Source organism: Sporosarcina sp. SAFN-015 (assembly GCF_051966875.1).
In the GTDB taxonomy this organism is placed as follows: Bacteria; Bacillota; Bacilli; order Bacillales_A; family Planococcaceae; genus Sporosarcina.
Genome location: NZ_JBQCKP010000003.1, coordinates 144,488 through 160,772 on the forward strand (window position 1 = coordinate 144,488; position 16,285 = coordinate 160,772).

The following is a 16,285-nucleotide window of genomic DNA, read 5'->3' on the forward strand; positions in this document are numbered from 1 at the left end:
GCGAAACCACATTGCTGATATTTTGATTTACTAAAAAAACAGCCCCGCATTTGACTGCGAGGCTGTTTGTGAGAATTTATTAGTTGATCCAGCTTACGATTGATTTGTCATAGCTGACAAGCTCTTCTTCTTTGAAGAAAAGATTGATTTCACGGACTGCAGATTCTGGTGAATCTGAACCGTGGATGATGTTTTTGCCGACAGTTACAGCGAAATCGCCACGGATTGTTCCAGGAGCAGATTCCTTAGGATTCGTCGCACCCATCATCAAACGTGCTGTTGAAATAACGTTTTCACCTTCCCAAACCATTGCGAAAACTGGTCCAGAAGTAATGAAGTCTACAAGCTCCCCAAAGAAAGGACGCTCCTTATGTTCGCCGTAATGTTGTTCAGCAAGTTCTTGGCTAATTTGCATCAATTTACCACCGACCAATGTGTATCCTTTGCTTTCAAAACGGCTTACGATTTCACCGATCAAGTTACGTTGAACGCCATCAGGTTTAACCATTAAAAATGTTCTTTCCATTTATAAACACTCCTTCACATATGTATGGAATTTTCTCCTTACTGATCGTACCACTCGGATCACAATCTTTCAACTAGTATCCTTATGCTCAGAACTTTCTTTTTCCAAGGAAGTCAGCAATTTGCAAAAGTGCTTTCTTCGCATCATTATCCGGCAAAGATTCCACTTCCGCAATCGCTTTCCTCAAATACATATCACTCACTTGCTGTGATTTTTCGATAGCGCCGGATTTGCGAATGTAGGCGAGCATCTTAACGCGCTCATCTTCCGTTAACGTTCCTGCGAAAGAACGTTTCAAAAAGGGTTGGAATTCTGGTTCATCTTTTATGTATAATGTCGGCAAAGTCAAATGCCCATTCAACAAGTCGCTGCCTGCAGGTTTACCGAGCTTTTCATCTGTCGACGTAATATCCAAAATATCGTCAACGATTTGGAATGCCATCCCTGCAAAGTAGCCGAACCTTTTTAACTTGCCCACGACATCAGGACTAGCGTTAGAGACGAGGGCACCTAATTCACAGCTAGAAGAGAGCAATAATGCTGTTTTCCTTTTAATACGCCGCAAATAGTCACGGAATGTTTGATCTGTTTTTTGTTGGTATTCAAATTGAATAATTTCACCTTTACAAATCTCCAACATCGTTTTAGCAAGTAGTTGGTGTACTGCAGATATTTCAATTTCTCCGATGGAAACGAGCGCACGCGAAAAGATATAGTCGCCTGTATACATAGCAATCCGGTTATTCCATCTTGCCTTTACCGTTTCAAAACCTCTACGAAAATCCGAATTATCGATGACGTCGTCATGTACTAACGATGCCATATGGATCAATTCCAAGGATACAGCTACTTTCGCCACATTCTCCATTGAATATTCACCGAACTTGGATGAAAGTATGACAAATATAGGGCGGATCCTTTTTCCACCTGCCCTTAATAGCAGGAGGGAAGCTTGTCGAATGACCGGGGAAGAGGAGTCGACGGATCTTTCAAGTTCCTTTTCAATGAATGACAGATCTTTTCGGAAATCTGCGTAAAGCGACATTAACTTCAATTTCTCCAAGACGATTACCTTCCCCTACTTGCAATTATTTGAACGCGATGTGCCCTGCTGCAGCTCCACCGCTATACTTCTTATAAGATACTTCCCGAAAACCTGCATCTACGAACATTTGTGCAAGCTGCTTCGTTCCTGGGAAATCATCTGCCGACTCTTGAAGCCAAGAATACTCTTTATAACTTTTCGCAAAGAGCTTCCCGAAGAAAGGCATGATATATTTAAAATAAAAACGGAATAATTGACGGTATACCGGAATTTCAGTTTGTGATGTTTCCAAGCAAGCTGCCATTCCACCTGGTTTCAATACGCGGTTCATTTCCTTAAGAACTTGTCCATAGTCAGGAACGTTGCGCAGCCCGAATCCTATCGTAACATAATCAAAACTGTTATCAGGAAAAGGCAATTCCATCGCATTCCCTTGGATAAGGTCGATCATAGGATAAGCGGCGACTTTAGGTCTACCGGATGCAAGCATGCTTTCACTGAAATCAAGTCCGACAACTTTCCCTTCCGGCCCGACTGCATCGGCTAATGCAATTGTCCAGTCCGCTGTGCCACAGCAAACATCCAAAGCACTCGATCCTTTTTGCACATTCATTCGAATCATAATATCATTTCGCCATTTTTTATGTTGATTGAAGCTAATGACAGAATTCATCTTATCGTAATCAACAGCAATTTTCTCAAAGACGTGATGGACTTTCTCTTCCTTTGATGTCCCCATGAGTCTTCCCTTCTTTCTCTAAATAGGCTTGCCTAAAAGCGGAGCTGCAAACCTATGGATTTCCTGTCTTAAAAACGGGTTCAGAAACTCAGCTTCCGCAAGCTGTTTATGCAACCTCGTTGATAATTCAGAAATAGCATATTCCATATCAGCCTTTTTAATCCTTTTTCCTGTAGAAGCTTGATCAATCGCAGGATCTTTTTTCAACTTCCTGAAAAACCAAATGAGCCCCAAAGCTGTTTCTGTAATTTTTGAATATCTTGAAAAACCATATGTTCTATGGAATTCAACGATACATCCAGATTCTATGCAAATCCTCGAGTCGATCAGCATTTCAATTCCATCAGTTTCCTCCATTAACAGATTCGTTTTTGTCTCGTTAATGTATCCGATCATTTCTGACAATGATGTAATGAAATTGAAATCTGGAAGCGATGATAATAAACGATAGTGAATGCCGCTAAAATGATCCCCTGAAAGGACCATTAGCTGCTGTTTTCTTGAAGTGGCGTCCAAGATGTCCACTCTGTCATGCATGTCGAAGGCCGCGTGTACAGCGCCCACTGCAATCGCAGATATATTCAGCTCGGAGGTCCATTCCTCATCATTTAAAAACGGTAAAAGGAGGAAGAACGCCTTCGCTTCGTCAAGTGGCATCTTCCCAAGATCCCGATTCACAACAGGCTCTTGTATGGAACATTCGACTTCGCTTATATAATTTTGAATATATCGATTGATAGTTTGTCTGTCCATCTACGGTTCTCCATTCAAAGACCAAGTGAATAGTGGTCCAGTATGACTATTCTTTCCCTTCGCTGTAGACAATACCATGCGCCGAGTGGATTTCGGCTTTTCCGCGAATTTTCATGGCGGATGTATGCTCAGTGAATTGGGCAATCATCACTTCCCCACGATCCAATTTTTCGGTGTGATGGAATTTCGTATCATTGCCTCTAGTCAGCCCAATGACGTTCACTCCGTCTTCTTGTGCTTTGATCATGATAAAATCAGGTTGTGACATGTTTTCATCTCCTGTCATCCATATACATCCCATCATATCATAGAAATGAATTGATCCGCAAAGGCATCAGATCACTTCAGAAGAGACAGAATTTCTGCTCTTTTCACATCGTCATGCTCATAAATTCCACGAGCGACTGTTGTTACTGTTTTAGCTCCCGGCTTTTTAATGCCTCTCATCGTCATGCACATATGTTCCGCTTCAATAATGACATAGACTCCTATTGGATTCAGCATGTCCATCATGGCGTTCGCAACGCTGGATGTGATTCTTTCCTGTAGTTGTGGACGTTTCGCAGTTGTTTCAACAGCTCTAGCTAATTTGCTAAGTCCCGCAACGACTCCGTTACGTGGTATGTATGCGATATGTGCATGTCCGAAGAATGGAACAAGGTGATGCTCGCACATCGAATGGAACGGAATATCTTTCACTAGAACCACTTCGTCATGGTTTTCATGGAATACCGTTTCAAAATATTGCTTGGGATCTTTATGTAGTCCATCAAAAACTTCTGCATACATTTTCGCGACCCGTTTCGGGGTGTCGAGCAACCCTTCCCGTTCGGTGTCTTCCCCTATTGCTTCTAGGATCATCGAAACGGCTTTTTCTATTTTACCGAGATCCACTTCAGTCATACAGACTTCCTCCTTATCGCAATCTAATCCTATACCTTCAAAGATAGTAGCATACTCGTACGAATACGTACAGTAAACGCCGTTACGAAGAACGGCGTTTGCGAGCACAAGCGCAGCGTTGCGAGCAAGAATTATGGCAACACTCGCAGATATTGAGTGCTAACATAAAAGGAGCCCGTCCACATTTATGTCATGAGACATTGCGGAGGGGCTCCTATGTAAACTTAAAGATTACTTAACAGCATCTTTAAGCGCTTTACCTGCTTTGAACGCAGGAACTTTGCTTGCTGCGATTTCGATTTCTTCACCAGATTGTGGGTTACGCCCTTTACGAGCAGCACGCTCACGTACTTCGAAGTTACCGAATCCGATCAATTGTACTTTATCACCATTAGCAAGTGTCGATTGGATTGTATCGAATACAGCTTCAACCGCTTTAGTAGCGTCTTTTTTCGTCAAACCTGCCGCTTCGGCAACTGAGTTGATCAATTCTGTTTTGTTCACACCATTCACCTCCTCTCAAAGGATGTCGTCCGCTTTTTAAGGTCCAGCTACGGGCGCCAAAGGCTCGGGGTCATAAGTCAAAGCTGCTCTGTGGCAAAAAGCGCCACGACGCATCTCCGCCTTATGCCTGTCGCCTCTAGGCAGGCGCCCTCCGCTTTTCTTTACTGTACAAAGAGTAACACACTCAAAACCGCGGTGCAACAATATTATCAACGTTTATAAGGGTTTTTCGGTTAATTTTAGCAAAAAAATAAAAGACCCGTCAAAAACGGATCTTTTTCTAAGAAAACGTTGTATTTTACTTGACATTTCAAGCTTTACGCCTCTTAAAACAGGTCGATGGCATACTCCTAAAAAATCTATCTTACACGATAAATGTAATCATGCCCTTATTGCCGTCATTAACCATTTGCTCAATCGTTTCTCTAAGTCTTTTCCTTGCGTTTGGCGGAACTGAAGACGTTTTGAATCGGATACTCTCTTTCATCACTTCGTGCAATGGCGTGCCGAAGAGCTGCGTTTGCCAAAGGGCATCTCTATCATGCAGATAAGCGTTCTTCAATTCCTTCAACAAGTGGTGACTATGGAATTCAGAGCCGATTAACGGCGAGAATTCTGCGTCCATGTCAATGCGGATAATATGAAGGGATGGTGCCGACGCCTTCATGCGGACGCCATAGAAATTCTCTTGCTTGATGAGTTCCGGCGGCGATGGTTGGAAATCATCGATTGTCGGCAATGCGACTCCATAACCGCTCTTCTTGGCGGTTTCGATCGCTTCCGAATACATATCATATGATTTTTTCGCTTTGACAGCATCTTTGACAAACAGGAGCCAATCTTTTTTCGTTTTCAATTCTTGTTGCATGATGTTTTCGCAAACTTCACGGAATGCCTGTTCATCCATTTCAATATTGACAGTCGCTTTCCCTTTCCCTGCGTCTACATCGACGACTTCTGCATGTCTGACGTATTTTTCATCTTTCAACCGCTCGGCAAGCTCTTGTACTTTCCGGATTTTCGATGCAACGAGAAACCCTTCATTAATGACATTGTCAATCGCTGAATTCAATTCGTGGTCGGACCCCAGCACGTCCATCCAATCAGGCTTTTGCACTTCGATGTCCGTAATTGGGAATTCATAAAGTGCTTCCTTTAGAATTAATTGAATCTCTTGTGCATTCAGTTGGTCGGCACTGATTGCTATGACGGGTACTCCATGTTTTTCATGCAGCTGTTCCTTCAGGGCAGCTGTCTTTTCATGAGCAGGCATTTTGGAGTTTAAGACAATGACAAACGGTTTGCCGATTTCCTTCAGCTTTCCGACGATTTCCTCTTCAGCCACCTCCGCAGCCGCTCTTGGAATATTGTTCACTGTCCCATCCGTCGTTACTAAGATGCCGATTGTGGAATGGTCTCGAATCACTTTGTCCGTTCCGATGCGTGCGGCTTCCTCAAAAGGAATCGGTTCATTATGCCAAGGAGTATGGACATATTTTGGACCATCCTCATCCTCATATCCTTTCACTCCATCAATCACATAACCGACGCAGTCCGCAAGCCTTACTTGGAATGATAGCTCCCCCTCCCCGATCGAAACTTGGGTGCCTTGTGCTGGAACGAATTTCGGCTCAGACGTCATGATGATCGGACCTGGTGAGCTTTGTGGCAATTCATCCTGTGCTCTTGCCCTATCACCTGCATCCGTCATATTCGGTATGACGACCTCCTCCATCACTCTTTTAACGAAAGTCGATTTTCCCACACGAACAGGGCCGACCACACCTATATAAATATCCCCGTCCGTTCTCCTAGCCAGATTTTCATATAACTCCTCTTTCATACTTAGCCCTCCTTTTTTCGCGCATATTAGTTTATGTAAACGAAAAACGTTTCATGCTAAAAATGCATGAAACGTTTTGATTTCCCTATGATGTTTATTATTTCTTCTTCATAAAAATCGGTTCGTTTTTTTCATTTACTGTGTATGGCAAGGAATAAGCTGGCAAAATCGGATTCGAATCCGCTAAAAGATAACGGATGTCCTCTCCTTCTTTTACATCCGGTTTTTGCTCTTGCAAAATCCTGTTCAAGTCGATGGAATAGTCAACATAAAAATGTCCGTCCCCACCTACGACAATCGGAAGCAAAGCGTCTGAATAGGGGCTTTCAACTTTCAAAGGCTCCTTGAATCCCATCGCTTCAAAATCAATTTCATACACGTTTTCCCCTACAGGATCTTTGAAAGGGAGCTTCCCATTAATATGTCTTCTTAGATTCAAATCACGTATGCGTTCGGCTATTCTCAAGTCGACAAGTTTAACAGTCGGGTTTTCCTCGACATCCATAAGAACATATTGATAAATACCTCCTGTTTCATAGGCGTTGGAGGGGATTTTTTCAGTGTATGCCGGTACGATCTTGGAAAATTCGATCGGGTACTTTATGTACATATCAGTTTCATTTTCCCTCGTCTTGATTGGAAGAAGTCCACCGGTGTTTTCCTTAAATGAATTGACTGCTTTTTGAACAGCATCAATTTGTTCTTCATATGGATTTTCTTGTGCTGCTTTTTCATCTTCCGGATACAAACATCCCGAAAGCACAAGGGAAATGGCTGATACCAAGAAAAACAAAGTGATTTTTTTTCGGATCATTTTCATCTTGCTCCCCCAGTCGGCCCGCTAAACACAAGGTATACCATTGCAAAAAATGAGAATATCAATAAAGAATAAGCGATAAGGGCAAATAGGAATTTTACTAATCTATTTGATAGCTTATGTCTGCTCAAATAAATGAGTCCCATGGAAATTGCCATGAAACCCATTGCGTAAAACGACAGCCACATTTTATCTAATGAGGACAAACGAATCATCCTTTCATGTCTCTGAACACGTTATTTAAAAAATATATCCTCTATTTCCTGTTTTTTCATCCGGCTCATAAGCTGATCGACAGCTTCCTTCGGCGGTACATTATCAAAAAGGATTGAATACAGTGCTTCGGTCAACGGCATCGACACACCGTATCGCTCGGAAAGTTGATGGGCAGCTTTTGTGGTACGGACCCCTTCAATGACCATTCCCATACCTGAAATCACTTCATCCAATGACTTTCCTTGACCTAATAGATTGCCGGCCTTCCAATTCCGCGAATGGACGCTTGTGCAAGTTACGATCAAGTCCCCAAGACCTGTCAAACCCGAAAACGTTAGCGGATTCGCTCCCATCTTCATGCCGAGTCTTGTGATCTCTGCCAACCCACGCGTAATAAGCGCTGCTTTGGCATTATCCCCATAGCCGATGCCATCTGAGATTCCTGCAGCAAGGGCGATGACATTCTTCAATGCAGCCCCTATTTCAACACCAATCAGATCATCATTCGTATAAACCCGGAAATATTGATTCATGAATAGGTCTTGTACGCGCTTTGCTGCTTCACTATCGAAGGAGGCAGCCGTAATTGTCGTCGGATGGCGAAGGACAACCTCTTCGGCATGGCTTGGTCCTGAAAGTGCGACGATTGCCTGTCGATTGTCCGAGGAGATTTCCTCTTCAATCACTTCGGAGATTCGTTTTAATGAATCCGGCTCAATTCCTTTAGAAACATGGACAATCAACTTTGGATTACTGACAATCTTATCAATATCTGTACAAAGATCCCGAATCGCTTTCGTCGGAACTGCAATGACGATCATATCGGAATGATTGACTGCCGCTTCCAAGTCCGAGATTGCTTTCAAATTAGCTGGCAATGTTATGCCTGGCAAATACGAAGCATTCGTATGCTGGTCATTGATTTCAGCGGCTTGTTCAGCCCTTCTCGTCCATAGCAGGCAATCATGTCCATTTTCTGCAAGGACAAACGCAATTGCGGTCCCCCAGCTTCCTGCCCCGATTACTGACACTCTTTCCAATATCTTCACCTCATTTAACTTCTAGCTCGTGTTATAAGTCGGATTGGTGTCCCTTCAAACCCGAATGATTCTCTTAGACGATTTTGTAGAAAACGTTCATAAGAAAAATGCATCAATTCCGGTTCATTGACAAACACAATGAAGACCGGTGGTTTAATCGCCACTTGCGTCGCATAATAAATACGCAGCCTGCGACCTTTATCCGAAGGGGCTGGATTGCGTGCGACTGCATCTTCGATTACTTCATTCAAAACACTCGATTGGATGCGCATTGCATGGTTTTCACTAATCATTTTAATTTGATCGAACAATGTTGTGACACGCTGCTTCGTTTTTGCTGATACGTAGGCAATTGGCGCGTAATCAAGGAAGAGGAAGTTTTTACGGATATCTTCCGTAAAACGATTCATCGTTTTATCGTCTTTCTCGATAGCATCCCATTTATTCACTACAAACATGATGCCTTTCCCAGCCTCTTCTGCATAGCCAGCAATACGCTTATCTTGTTCGCGGATCCCTTCCTCTCCGTTAATGACGATCAAGACGACATCAGACCGGTCGATTGCTTTCAACGCACGCAACACGCTGTATTTCTCCGTATTCTCATACACTTTGCCTTTTTTCCGCATGCCTGCTGTGTCGATGATCTTGTATTTCTGACCTTCGAACTCATAAGAAGTATCAATAGCATCCGTAGTCGTTCCGGCAACGTCGCTTACGATAACCCTGTCTTCTCCAAGAAGTGCGTTAACGAGCGATGATTTACCTACGTTCGGCCGACCGATCAGTGAAAAGCGGATGACATCATCCTCTTCGATTTCTTCACCCGGTTCCGGGAAACTTGCAGCAACAGCATCGAGCAAATCACCAAGGCCGATTCCATGAGAGCCTGAAATTGGATACGGGTCGCCAAAACCGAGTGAATAAAAATCATAGATCATATCACGCATATCCGGATTATCGATTTTATTCACCGCTAACACGATCGGCTTCTTCGTTTTGTACAGAATTTTAGCAACATGCTCATCTGCATCCGTCACACCTTCTCGTCCATTCGTCAAAAAGATGATGACATCCGCTTCGTCAATCGCAATTTCCGCCTGGAGCCTAATCTGTTCCAGGAATGGCTCATCCCCAATATCAATACCGCCAGTATCAATCAAATTAAAATCATGCGAGAGCCAATCTGCCGAACTATATATCCGGTCCCTCGTTACGCCGGCCACGTCCTCTACAATCGAAATTCGTTCTCCAACGATACGGTTGAAGATGGTAGACTTTCCTACGTTCGGCCTTCCAACGATCGCTACGGTTGGTTTATTCATAATTAAAACACCCTTCCAGTATATCTCTTGTGTATTATACAGAACAAAAGCGCAGGGCGCCAGCCTAGTCCCGACAAGAGCTGGAGGACATGCCGGAAAGGCGCACTTTGCCTTTTTGGCGGCAGGAAGGCAGTCTAAGACCGTCGCTTCCTGCGACAACGACTGCATGACCCGCATCGTGCGGGCCCAAGCGACTCGAGACTCTGACGCACGGAGTCTAGACGCACAAAAAAGGGATGATGCCTATGTAAGCACCATCACCCATACAGTTGTGTTTCATTCGTTTGTTCGATAATTTGACAAATATTACTCAGTGAACTTTTTCAACTGATCTCCGATGACATCGCTCAAGGAGAAACCTGTTTCTTCTTTCATTTCATAATCACCGTATGACTCGGTTTCTTCCTTCTCGAGAAGATCTTTGATGCTAAGGGAAAGGCGCTTCTCTTCCGCATTCACATCGACAACTTTCACATCAACTTTTTGACCTTCCTCCAACACTTCATGCGGCGTACCGATATGCTGATGGGAAATTCGAGAAATATGGACAAGGCCTTCCACTCCAGGAAATACTTCGACAAATGCGCCGTAGGAAACGAGACGTTTCACAGTACCTTCAAGTATTGAGCCTCTTGGCGCTCTCTCTTCGATGTTTTCCCACGGTCCAGGCAATGTTTCTTTAATTGATAATGAAATCCGTTCTGAATCGCGATCGACCGAAAGGACTTTCACTTTCACTTTTTCGCCTTCTTTCAAGACATCGGACACCTTTTCGACATGCTCATGGGAAAGTTGTGAAATATGAACCAAGCCATCGACTCCGCCGATATCTACGAAAGCTCCGAAAGAAGCGATACGCTGAACTGTTCCTTCAAGCACTTGACCTTCTTTCAGTTGTTCAAGCACTTCTTCTTTCTTGTTCGCCTTTTCCTCTTGTAGGACAGCACGATGAGAAAGGATAAGACGATTTTTTTCCTTGTCCATTTCTACGATTTTAAATTCCATCGTGCGGCCTTTATAATCTTCAAATGATTCAACAAAATGATCTTCTACAAGTGATGCCGGGATAAAACCGCGAACGCCGAGGTCGACAACAAGTCCACCTTTTACGACATCCTTCACTTCTGTTTCAATAGTTTCTTGATTATTGAATTTTTCCTCCAAGGAATCCCATGCATTTTCCGCATCGACTTTCCGTTTGGAAAGGACATAATTTTCATCTTCCACTTTCGTGATGATCAATTCAAGTTCATCACCGACTTGTACTGCGTCAGAAGCCTTTTCAATGTGCAGACTCGATAGTTCACTGATGGGGATGACACCATCAAAAGGCGCTCCAGTAATTTCGACTAAAACGGATTTGTCTTCGATTTTTGTGACTTTTCCAGTGACGCGGTCACCTTCTTTATATCCGTTCAATTCATCTAAATTCATTTCTTCAGTCATATGTAGTCCTCCTCCATAATGAATCCTATCTCTATATTATTCGAATCGATGCATAAAAACAAAAAATTACCCTTATCAATTTATTTATGTTGCTCCAAAAGGTTGCGGATTTCGTTCATGATCACTTCCGTCACTTCCTCCGCAGATGCCTTCCTTTCGCGGTAAGGAGCCATCTCTATCGGCTTGCCGTAGACTACCTTTAACTTACGGAATGGCTTATACGGCCCTATGATTGCACAAGGCATTACGTCTGCATCGCCTTTTAACGCAAAGAAGCCCGCACCAGCAAGCCCCTTTCCAAGCTCTCCAGTCTTGCTTCTTGTCCCTTCAGGAAACATGCCGACAACTTCGCCGCCACGCAATAATTTCAAAGCGGTTCTGAATGCTTCCCTGTCACTCATCCCCCGTTTTACGGGAAATGCGTTTACTTGAGGAAGAATAGTTTTCAAGATAGGAACTTTGAAAAGTTCTTCCTTCGCCATGAAATGAACAGTTCTCGGACAAGTAATACCGACAACAGGTGGATCAAAATTATCTATATGGTTCGTGCAGAGAAGTATCCCACCTTTTGTAGGGAAATTCTCTTTGCCTATTACTTTGATCCTGTAAAGGGGATAGAATATCGTACTAACGAGAGATTTTCCAAATGGATATAGATTCATCGTTCCATCCTCATTTCCGCGAGCTCTATCACTTTGTCGGCGACTTCTTCGATGGACAACGACGTCGTATCGAGTAGGACTGCATCCTCCGCTTTCTTCAAAGGAGACACTTTCCGTTCACTGTCAGCACGGTCGCGCTGTTCGATCTCTTCTTTCAGACGGCTGAGCGATGAATGGATTCCACGCTTTTCATTTTCTTGAAAACGCCTTTCCGCCCTTTCATCGACTGAAGCAGTCATGAAAATTTTCAAATCAGCGTCGGGTAAAACTGCTGTGCCAATATCACGACCGTCCATGACGACACTTGTACCTTTCGCAAGGTCCCTCTGCTTATCCACCATTAATTTCCGGACTGTTGAATGTGCAGCTACTTTGGATACGGAAGCAGTCACTTTCTGTGATCTAATTTCGTCAGAACAATCTACTCCGTCGATCAATACAGCTTGGCCGCCATTATTATCGGGAATTAAAAGAATTTCAGTTTCCTCGAGTAACTTCGCCAAATCGTGATCACTATCCATATTTATGCCAGACTGAATTGCTTTATGCGTCAAAGCGCGATACATCGCCCCTGTATCGATATAGGTGTAATGTAATTTTTGTGCAATCTTTTTTGCAATCGTACTTTTACCTGCAGCTGCAGGTCCGTCAATTGCAATGATAAAACCTTTTAACATATCATCTACCCCCGAATTCAATTCGAAAACATTGTACCATATTCAGCTTTTTAATAGAAAAGGGAAAAGTCCTGAACAAACAGGTCTTTCCCCTAAGTAATCCTTTACTTTGCATTTCTTGCCTGCAATTGCCTTTCAAAGCAAAATCGGATGATGTTCTGCCTATCTGTCGTATCGATTCCGGAAAATTGCATAGAGGCAATCCGCCTTTCATCCTTTTCCCAAATTCGCACCGCTTTCGCTTCAGTTCGAATATACTTAATATCATCATTGACAAATGGCAATACAATTGTCAACTCAACAGTTTCAACCTCGTCAAAAGAATCCGCTTGACCGATATTCAGTGCAACACCGCCAGCGCTTATATCTTCCGCTACGAATTGTTGAAAGAAGCCTCCAAAATCGACAGCGACATCAATGGCAGTTTCCACTCTGACAAATTCACGTCTTTGTATTTTGATTAATTGGTCATCACCCGGATACGTCAATTTCAACATCGGAATTCCATTATTCACCCTACCTGTCACTTCAGCACGAAAAGCATAAGACATTTTATTCTCAATGAAGGAGACTAGTAACTGAGTCCCATCCATGAAGAATGCGGTTTTGCCCGAATCGATATGGGCCGGGTAATCGATCATGACAAAGCCATCTCCAAAATCGACCACTTTACTTTTAAACTTGTCACCGCGTTCGGTGAAATCCTTATCGATTGTTAAAGTCGCACCAATTGAAAGCCGCATTGGATTACACCTACCTTTAAATAGATATATCTATTATGTCATGAGTAGGCATAAATTCCAATATTGAATTTCAGACCATTTGAACTACGTTCGTATCATTCAAGCTTTTCCGTTTTGATCACTTCGAAAGTTTCGGTATCAACGATAACATTGTATGTTCCAGTATGGCCATGTTCATCACGAGTGACTTTTAAATAATGAGCCAGTCTTTGTTCTAGTCTTTCATTTTCCACATAAGCGAACTCATCTTGTACGATTTGTACATCTTTATGGAAGAATTCATTCCAGTCAATTTTCTTGATGGACTGTCTATGCAATTTCTCTTTCCGGATGTATTCTGCAGCGTTCAAGCCGATAATATCTCCTGTATCCTTTGCAAGTTTCAAATGGATAACGTCTGAAAACACTTTTGCATCGTAAAACGGATCTTTCCTTACAAATACAAAATGCCATGATGTGCTGTTCTCTCTCGATTCTTCATAGACGAGGTCTTTATAACCAGCAGCCTTTAGAAATTCCGACGCGCTTTGTTTAATGTCTTCAAATGGAAGAGCCTTCTTGCCAAATGGCCTTTCGGAAAGATAAGAAAGAACATGACCGCCTTTTTCGGTAATGTCGATATAGCCGATGGATTCACCATCGGAGAATCGTATATGATAGAACGGATACGGAGATCCTGGCTTACTCTTTTCCACACCAATCACATCGTTAGATACTTGGGGAAACAAAGTCTTGAACCGCTCTACCGCTTCTGCTTGCGTTACTTTCGCTTCATCAATATTTTTTAATTCCTTCTTTTTCATAGCATCCGACTCACTAGCTGTGAGTGGGAAGTCCGCTTCTGAATATTGTTTAACGGAAGCACCCATACCTGACCAATTGGAATCATTTTTTTCCGAACTCAACCGATTCGTCCATTCTTTCATCGAATATTGACCGTCAATAAGCCCTGTTGTCGCTACTCTCCATTCATCTTGCATTACTCCTAAATTTTTTGAGGCTTGTGACATTACATTGTAATATTCATCTGGGTCCGATAGTCGATCCGCTTCTTTTGCATAATTACCGACCCTCCCAAGATAGTTCATCCAAGATGTCGAAAAACTCGAATCTAATGGGAGCGATGCAACAGAGCTCTTAATATCGGAAGAGAGTCTCCAAATATTCTCCCTCGCCTTTTTCGATCCCTCTGAATTATTGAATAGAAGCGTTTGTTTCACTGCGGAATTAAGTTCATCCAGCTTTTCCGAAGCTTCCGCCATTTGGTTTGCATATTGGTTGGACAATACGATGGCTAACTTTTGATTTTCTTTCGCTTCCGTAAAAGCGAAGACGGAAACGACGACTAACGCATAGGCAAGCACAAATATTATTTTTTTCATAGTTAATATAACAGCCCTTCCTTACAGAGCCATTTTCAATCCACCTTTCACATAACATCAATAGCAGAAGATATGCATGCCGATCTTTTTAATTTGTGGCCTCGACCAAATCCACTTACTCGTCGCAGTGACTGGGTTAAAATAATAAATGGCGTTTTCAGAAGGATCCCAGCCATTCAATGCATCTAGAACCGCTTCCTTCGCCCGTTCATTCGGCTCCAGCCAAATCTGACCATCAGCTACCGCAGTGAAAGCTAAAGGTTGAAAGATGACGCCACTGACCGTGTCTGGAAAATCGGGATGCTCCACCCGATTCAAGATGACGGCCGCAACGGCTACTTGCCCTTCATAAGGTTCTCCCCTCGCTTCCCCATAAACGGCATTTGCCAATAGCTTTAAGTCTTGCTCAGTATATTTGGAAGGTAGATGGACGTTTTCGTTTGCACCTCCCCCTTTCTTCACCTGTGCGGAAAGCGCTGTCCCTCCATAGTGGGTGAACTGATTTCCTTGTTTCAAGTTATCCATAACAAATTTTTCATCGTATGAGGATGCTGCAGTCAGTTTCTTTTTTGTTGTCGAGCCTGCAATACCATCTATCGGCAAACCGTATTTCTCTTGGAAATTACGTAAAGCCCAATAGGTCCCATAACCGAATTTACCGTCGATTTTCCCGTTATAAAATCCGATGTATTGAAGTCTCGCCTGTAGTTCGATAACATCATCCCCTGTTGCCCCTCTAGCAAGATCGCGCGCACTGAATGCATCGATAGTAACCGGGGAAGTTGCATATGCTGTTCCAAGCAATAACACTATAGCCACTAATCGCATTACTAATTTCTTCAATTTCATGCCCTCCTTTCTCTCAGTTTGTCCAAACAAAATCTTTTTATTATCTTGAGGGCATAAAAAAAAATCCAGCTGATTCGCCGGATCTTCATAAAAAAAAATTCTTCTATTATTCTTTTCAAATGCAATTCATTTCATCTCTATTTGGGCCTTGTTCCTGAATTGTTGCATCGCAAATGTATGAGCGCGTTTAACACGAGTCAATCCGAACCACCATAAATAGAACATAAATGGAATTATTAAATAGAGTGATAAGTCACTCACACCTAATATGCCATTGTATATGAAATGGAGAATGAATGGCGCAAAAAAGGCGAAGAACAGCATGCCTTTTCGATTGGAGATCGTAGTAAACTTTGCCCTTCCTAAGTAATACCCCATAACAACTCCGAAAAGCGCATGGCTTGATACGGGTAGAAGAGCCCTTATAAACGCCGTGTCTAAGCCGAAGATGAATAAGTATAGTATATTTTCGACTGTTGCAAATCCGAGAGACACGCTTGCACCATACAGGATGCCATCGTATGCATCTTCGAATTCAACATGCTTGAAAATCGCAATTAATAAGATAAGCCATTTGAAAAATTCTTCAATCCAACTAGTAAAGATTGCATTACGAAAGAAATCATTCGGAATGATGTTTTCCTCTTCAAAGACGTGCTGTATGAACATAATCGGAAAGGTCATCATCGCTCCATAAATGAACGTATGAAATAATGTGCGTGAAGGTTCTTTTGCAATCTGTTTTCGCAAGTAAAAATAGCTGAATAACGCCAAGCCCGGCGCAATCGCTACAGTCAGCAATATGATCAAACCCT

Annotated in this window: 19 protein-coding genes; all 19 read right to left on the minus strand. The window is 42.8% G+C overall.

The annotated features are described in order from the left end of the window. Positions 1–79: 79 nt before the first annotated feature. The 19 genes from ndk to prsW all read right to left on the minus strand — a co-directional run bounded on the left by ndk (position 80) and on the right by prsW (position 16,280). The gene (gene ndk, locus ACTHPA_RS06480) at positions 80–526 is read right to left on the minus strand and encodes a nucleoside-diphosphate kinase (RefSeq protein WP_440499346.1); all 447 of its coding nucleotides are present in this window, start codon (positions 524–526) and stop codon (positions 80–82) included. Positions 527–614: 88 nt separating this feature from the next. Beyond that, a complete protein-coding gene (locus ACTHPA_RS06485) occupies positions 615–1,589 on the minus strand; it encodes a polyprenyl synthetase family protein (RefSeq protein ID WP_440499347.1) in 975 nt (324 codons plus the stop codon). Positions 1,590–1,614: 25 nt separating this feature from the next. Next, positions 1,615–2,310 (minus strand): demethylmenaquinone methyltransferase, encoded by a 696-nt coding sequence (locus ACTHPA_RS06490; RefSeq protein ID WP_440499348.1) that lies wholly within the window; start codon positions 2,308–2,310, stop codon positions 1,615–1,617. Positions 2,311–2,328: 18 nt separating this feature from the next. Next, positions 2,329–3,063 carry a heptaprenyl diphosphate synthase component 1 gene (locus ACTHPA_RS06495; protein ID WP_440499349.1) on the minus strand — a complete coding sequence of 245 codons (735 nt, stop codon included), beginning with the start codon at positions 3,061–3,063 and terminating at the stop codon, positions 2,329–2,331. A 46-nt stretch (positions 3,064–3,109) separates the two neighbouring features. Next, positions 3,110–3,331: a trp RNA-binding attenuation protein MtrB gene (gene mtrB / locus ACTHPA_RS06500; protein WP_440499350.1), complete on the minus strand. Its 222-nt coding sequence runs from the start codon at positions 3,329–3,331 to the stop codon at positions 3,110–3,112. Between the two features lie 71 nt (positions 3,332–3,402). Continuing rightward, entirely contained in the window at positions 3,403–3,966 is a 564-nt protein-coding gene (gene folE, locus ACTHPA_RS06505; RefSeq protein ID WP_440499351.1) for a GTP cyclohydrolase I FolE, read from the minus strand. A gap of 231 nt (positions 3,967–4,197) precedes the next feature. Beyond that, the gene (locus ACTHPA_RS06510; RefSeq protein WP_037561579.1) at positions 4,198–4,470 is read right to left on the minus strand and encodes an HU family DNA-binding protein; all 273 of its coding nucleotides are present in this window, start codon (positions 4,468–4,470) and stop codon (positions 4,198–4,200) included. 364 nt (positions 4,471–4,834) lie between these two features. Then, entirely contained in the window at positions 4,835–6,313 is a 1,479-nt protein-coding gene (gene spoIVA, locus ACTHPA_RS06515; protein ID WP_440499352.1) for a stage IV sporulation protein A, read from the minus strand. Positions 6,314–6,410: 97 nt separating this feature from the next. Further along, complete coding sequence (locus tag ACTHPA_RS06520; protein WP_440499353.1) at positions 6,411–7,133, minus strand: hypothetical protein; 723 nt, start codon at positions 7,131–7,133, stop codon at positions 6,411–6,413. Beyond that, positions 7,130–7,336, minus strand: coding sequence for a DUF2768 domain-containing protein (locus tag ACTHPA_RS06525; protein WP_440499354.1), 207 nt, complete (start codon positions 7,334–7,336; stop codon positions 7,130–7,132). Before ACTHPA_RS06525 ends, ACTHPA_RS06520 begins: the two co-directional genes overlap by 4 nt. 30 nt (positions 7,337–7,366) lie before the next feature. After that, positions 7,367–8,386 (minus strand): NAD(P)H-dependent glycerol-3-phosphate dehydrogenase, encoded by a 1,020-nt coding sequence (locus ACTHPA_RS06530; RefSeq protein WP_440499355.1) that lies wholly within the window; start codon positions 8,384–8,386, stop codon positions 7,367–7,369. A 14-nt stretch (positions 8,387–8,400) separates the two neighbouring features. Next, the gene (gene der / locus ACTHPA_RS06535; protein WP_440499356.1) at positions 8,401–9,711 is read right to left on the minus strand and encodes a ribosome biogenesis GTPase Der; all 1,311 of its coding nucleotides are present in this window, start codon (positions 9,709–9,711) and stop codon (positions 8,401–8,403) included. A gap of 306 nt (positions 9,712–10,017) precedes the next feature. Next, on the minus strand, positions 10,018–11,157 hold the full coding sequence (gene rpsA / locus ACTHPA_RS06540; protein ID WP_440499357.1) for a 30S ribosomal protein S1: 1,140 nt from the start codon (positions 11,155–11,157) through the stop codon (positions 10,018–10,020). An 80-nt stretch (positions 11,158–11,237) separates the two neighbouring features. Beyond that, positions 11,238–11,819, minus strand: a complete 582-nt coding sequence (locus ACTHPA_RS06545; protein ID WP_440499358.1) for a lysophospholipid acyltransferase family protein — start codon at positions 11,817–11,819, stop codon at positions 11,238–11,240. Next, a complete protein-coding gene (gene cmk / locus ACTHPA_RS06550; RefSeq protein WP_440499359.1) occupies positions 11,816–12,496 on the minus strand; it encodes a (d)CMP kinase in 681 nt (226 codons plus the stop codon). Before cmk ends, ACTHPA_RS06545 begins: the two co-directional genes overlap by 4 nt. 104 nt (positions 12,497–12,600) lie before the next feature. Then, positions 12,601–13,239 carry a flagellar brake protein gene (locus tag ACTHPA_RS06555; protein ID WP_440499360.1) on the minus strand — a complete coding sequence of 213 codons (639 nt, stop codon included), beginning with the start codon at positions 13,237–13,239 and terminating at the stop codon, positions 12,601–12,603. Positions 13,240–13,334: 95 nt separating this feature from the next. Continuing rightward, the gene (locus ACTHPA_RS06560) at positions 13,335–14,621 is read right to left on the minus strand and encodes a PepSY1/2 domain-containing protein (protein WP_440499361.1); all 1,287 of its coding nucleotides are present in this window, start codon (positions 14,619–14,621) and stop codon (positions 13,335–13,337) included. Positions 14,622–14,678: 57 nt separating this feature from the next. Then, positions 14,679–15,449: a spore cortex-lytic enzyme gene (gene sleB / locus ACTHPA_RS06565; protein WP_440499651.1), complete on the minus strand. Its 771-nt coding sequence runs from the start codon at positions 15,447–15,449 to the stop codon at positions 14,679–14,681. A gap of 147 nt (positions 15,450–15,596) precedes the next feature. Continuing rightward, complete coding sequence (prsW, locus tag ACTHPA_RS06570) at positions 15,597–16,280, minus strand: glutamic-type intramembrane protease PrsW (RefSeq protein WP_440499362.1); 684 nt, start codon at positions 16,278–16,280, stop codon at positions 15,597–15,599. Positions 16,281–16,285: the final 5 nt, after the last annotated feature.

Bases quoted from the DNA above. Each gene is read 5' to 3' on its own strand.
- ndk (WP_440499346.1), bottom strand. From the start codon at position 526: ATGGAAAGAACATTTTTAATGGTTAAACCTGATGGCGTTCAACGTAAC.
- ACTHPA_RS06490 (WP_440499348.1), bottom strand. From the start codon at position 2,310: ATGGGGACATCAAAGGAAGAGAAAGTCCATCACGTCTTTGAGAAAATT.
- ACTHPA_RS06495 (WP_440499349.1), bottom strand. From the start codon at position 3,063: ATGGACAGACAAACTATCAATCGATATATTCAAAATTATATAAGCGAA.
- mtrB (WP_440499350.1), bottom strand. From the start codon at position 3,331: ATGTCACAACCTGATTTTATCATGATCAAAGCACAAGAAGACGGAGTG.
- folE (WP_440499351.1), bottom strand. From the start codon at position 3,966: ATGACTGAAGTGGATCTCGGTAAAATAGAAAAAGCCGTTTCGATGATC.
- spoIVA (WP_440499352.1), bottom strand. From the start codon at position 6,313: ATGAAAGAGGAGTTATATGAAAATCTGGCTAGGAGAACGGACGGGGAT.
- ACTHPA_RS06520 (WP_440499353.1), bottom strand. From the start codon at position 7,133: ATGAAAATGATCCGAAAAAAAATCACTTTGTTTTTCTTGGTATCAGCC.
- der (WP_440499356.1), bottom strand. From the start codon at position 9,711: ATGAATAAACCAACCGTAGCGATCGTTGGAAGGCCGAACGTAGGAAAG.
- rpsA (WP_440499357.1), bottom strand. From the start codon at position 11,157: ATGACTGAAGAAATGAATTTAGATGAATTGAACGGATATAAAGAAGGT.
- ACTHPA_RS06545 (WP_440499358.1), bottom strand. From the start codon at position 11,819: ATGAATCTATATCCATTTGGAAAATCTCTCGTTAGTACGATATTCTAT.
- cmk (WP_440499359.1), bottom strand. From the start codon at position 12,496: ATGTTAAAAGGTTTTATCATTGCAATTGACGGACCTGCAGCTGCAGGT.
- ACTHPA_RS06555 (WP_440499360.1), bottom strand. From the start codon at position 13,239: ATGCGGCTTTCAATTGGTGCGACTTTAACAATCGATAAGGATTTCACC.
- ACTHPA_RS06560 (WP_440499361.1), bottom strand. From the start codon at position 14,621: ATGAAAAAAATAATATTTGTGCTTGCCTATGCGTTAGTCGTCGTTTCC.
- sleB (WP_440499651.1), bottom strand. From the start codon at position 15,449: ATGCGATTAGTGGCTATAGTGTTATTGCTTGGAACAGCATATGCAACT.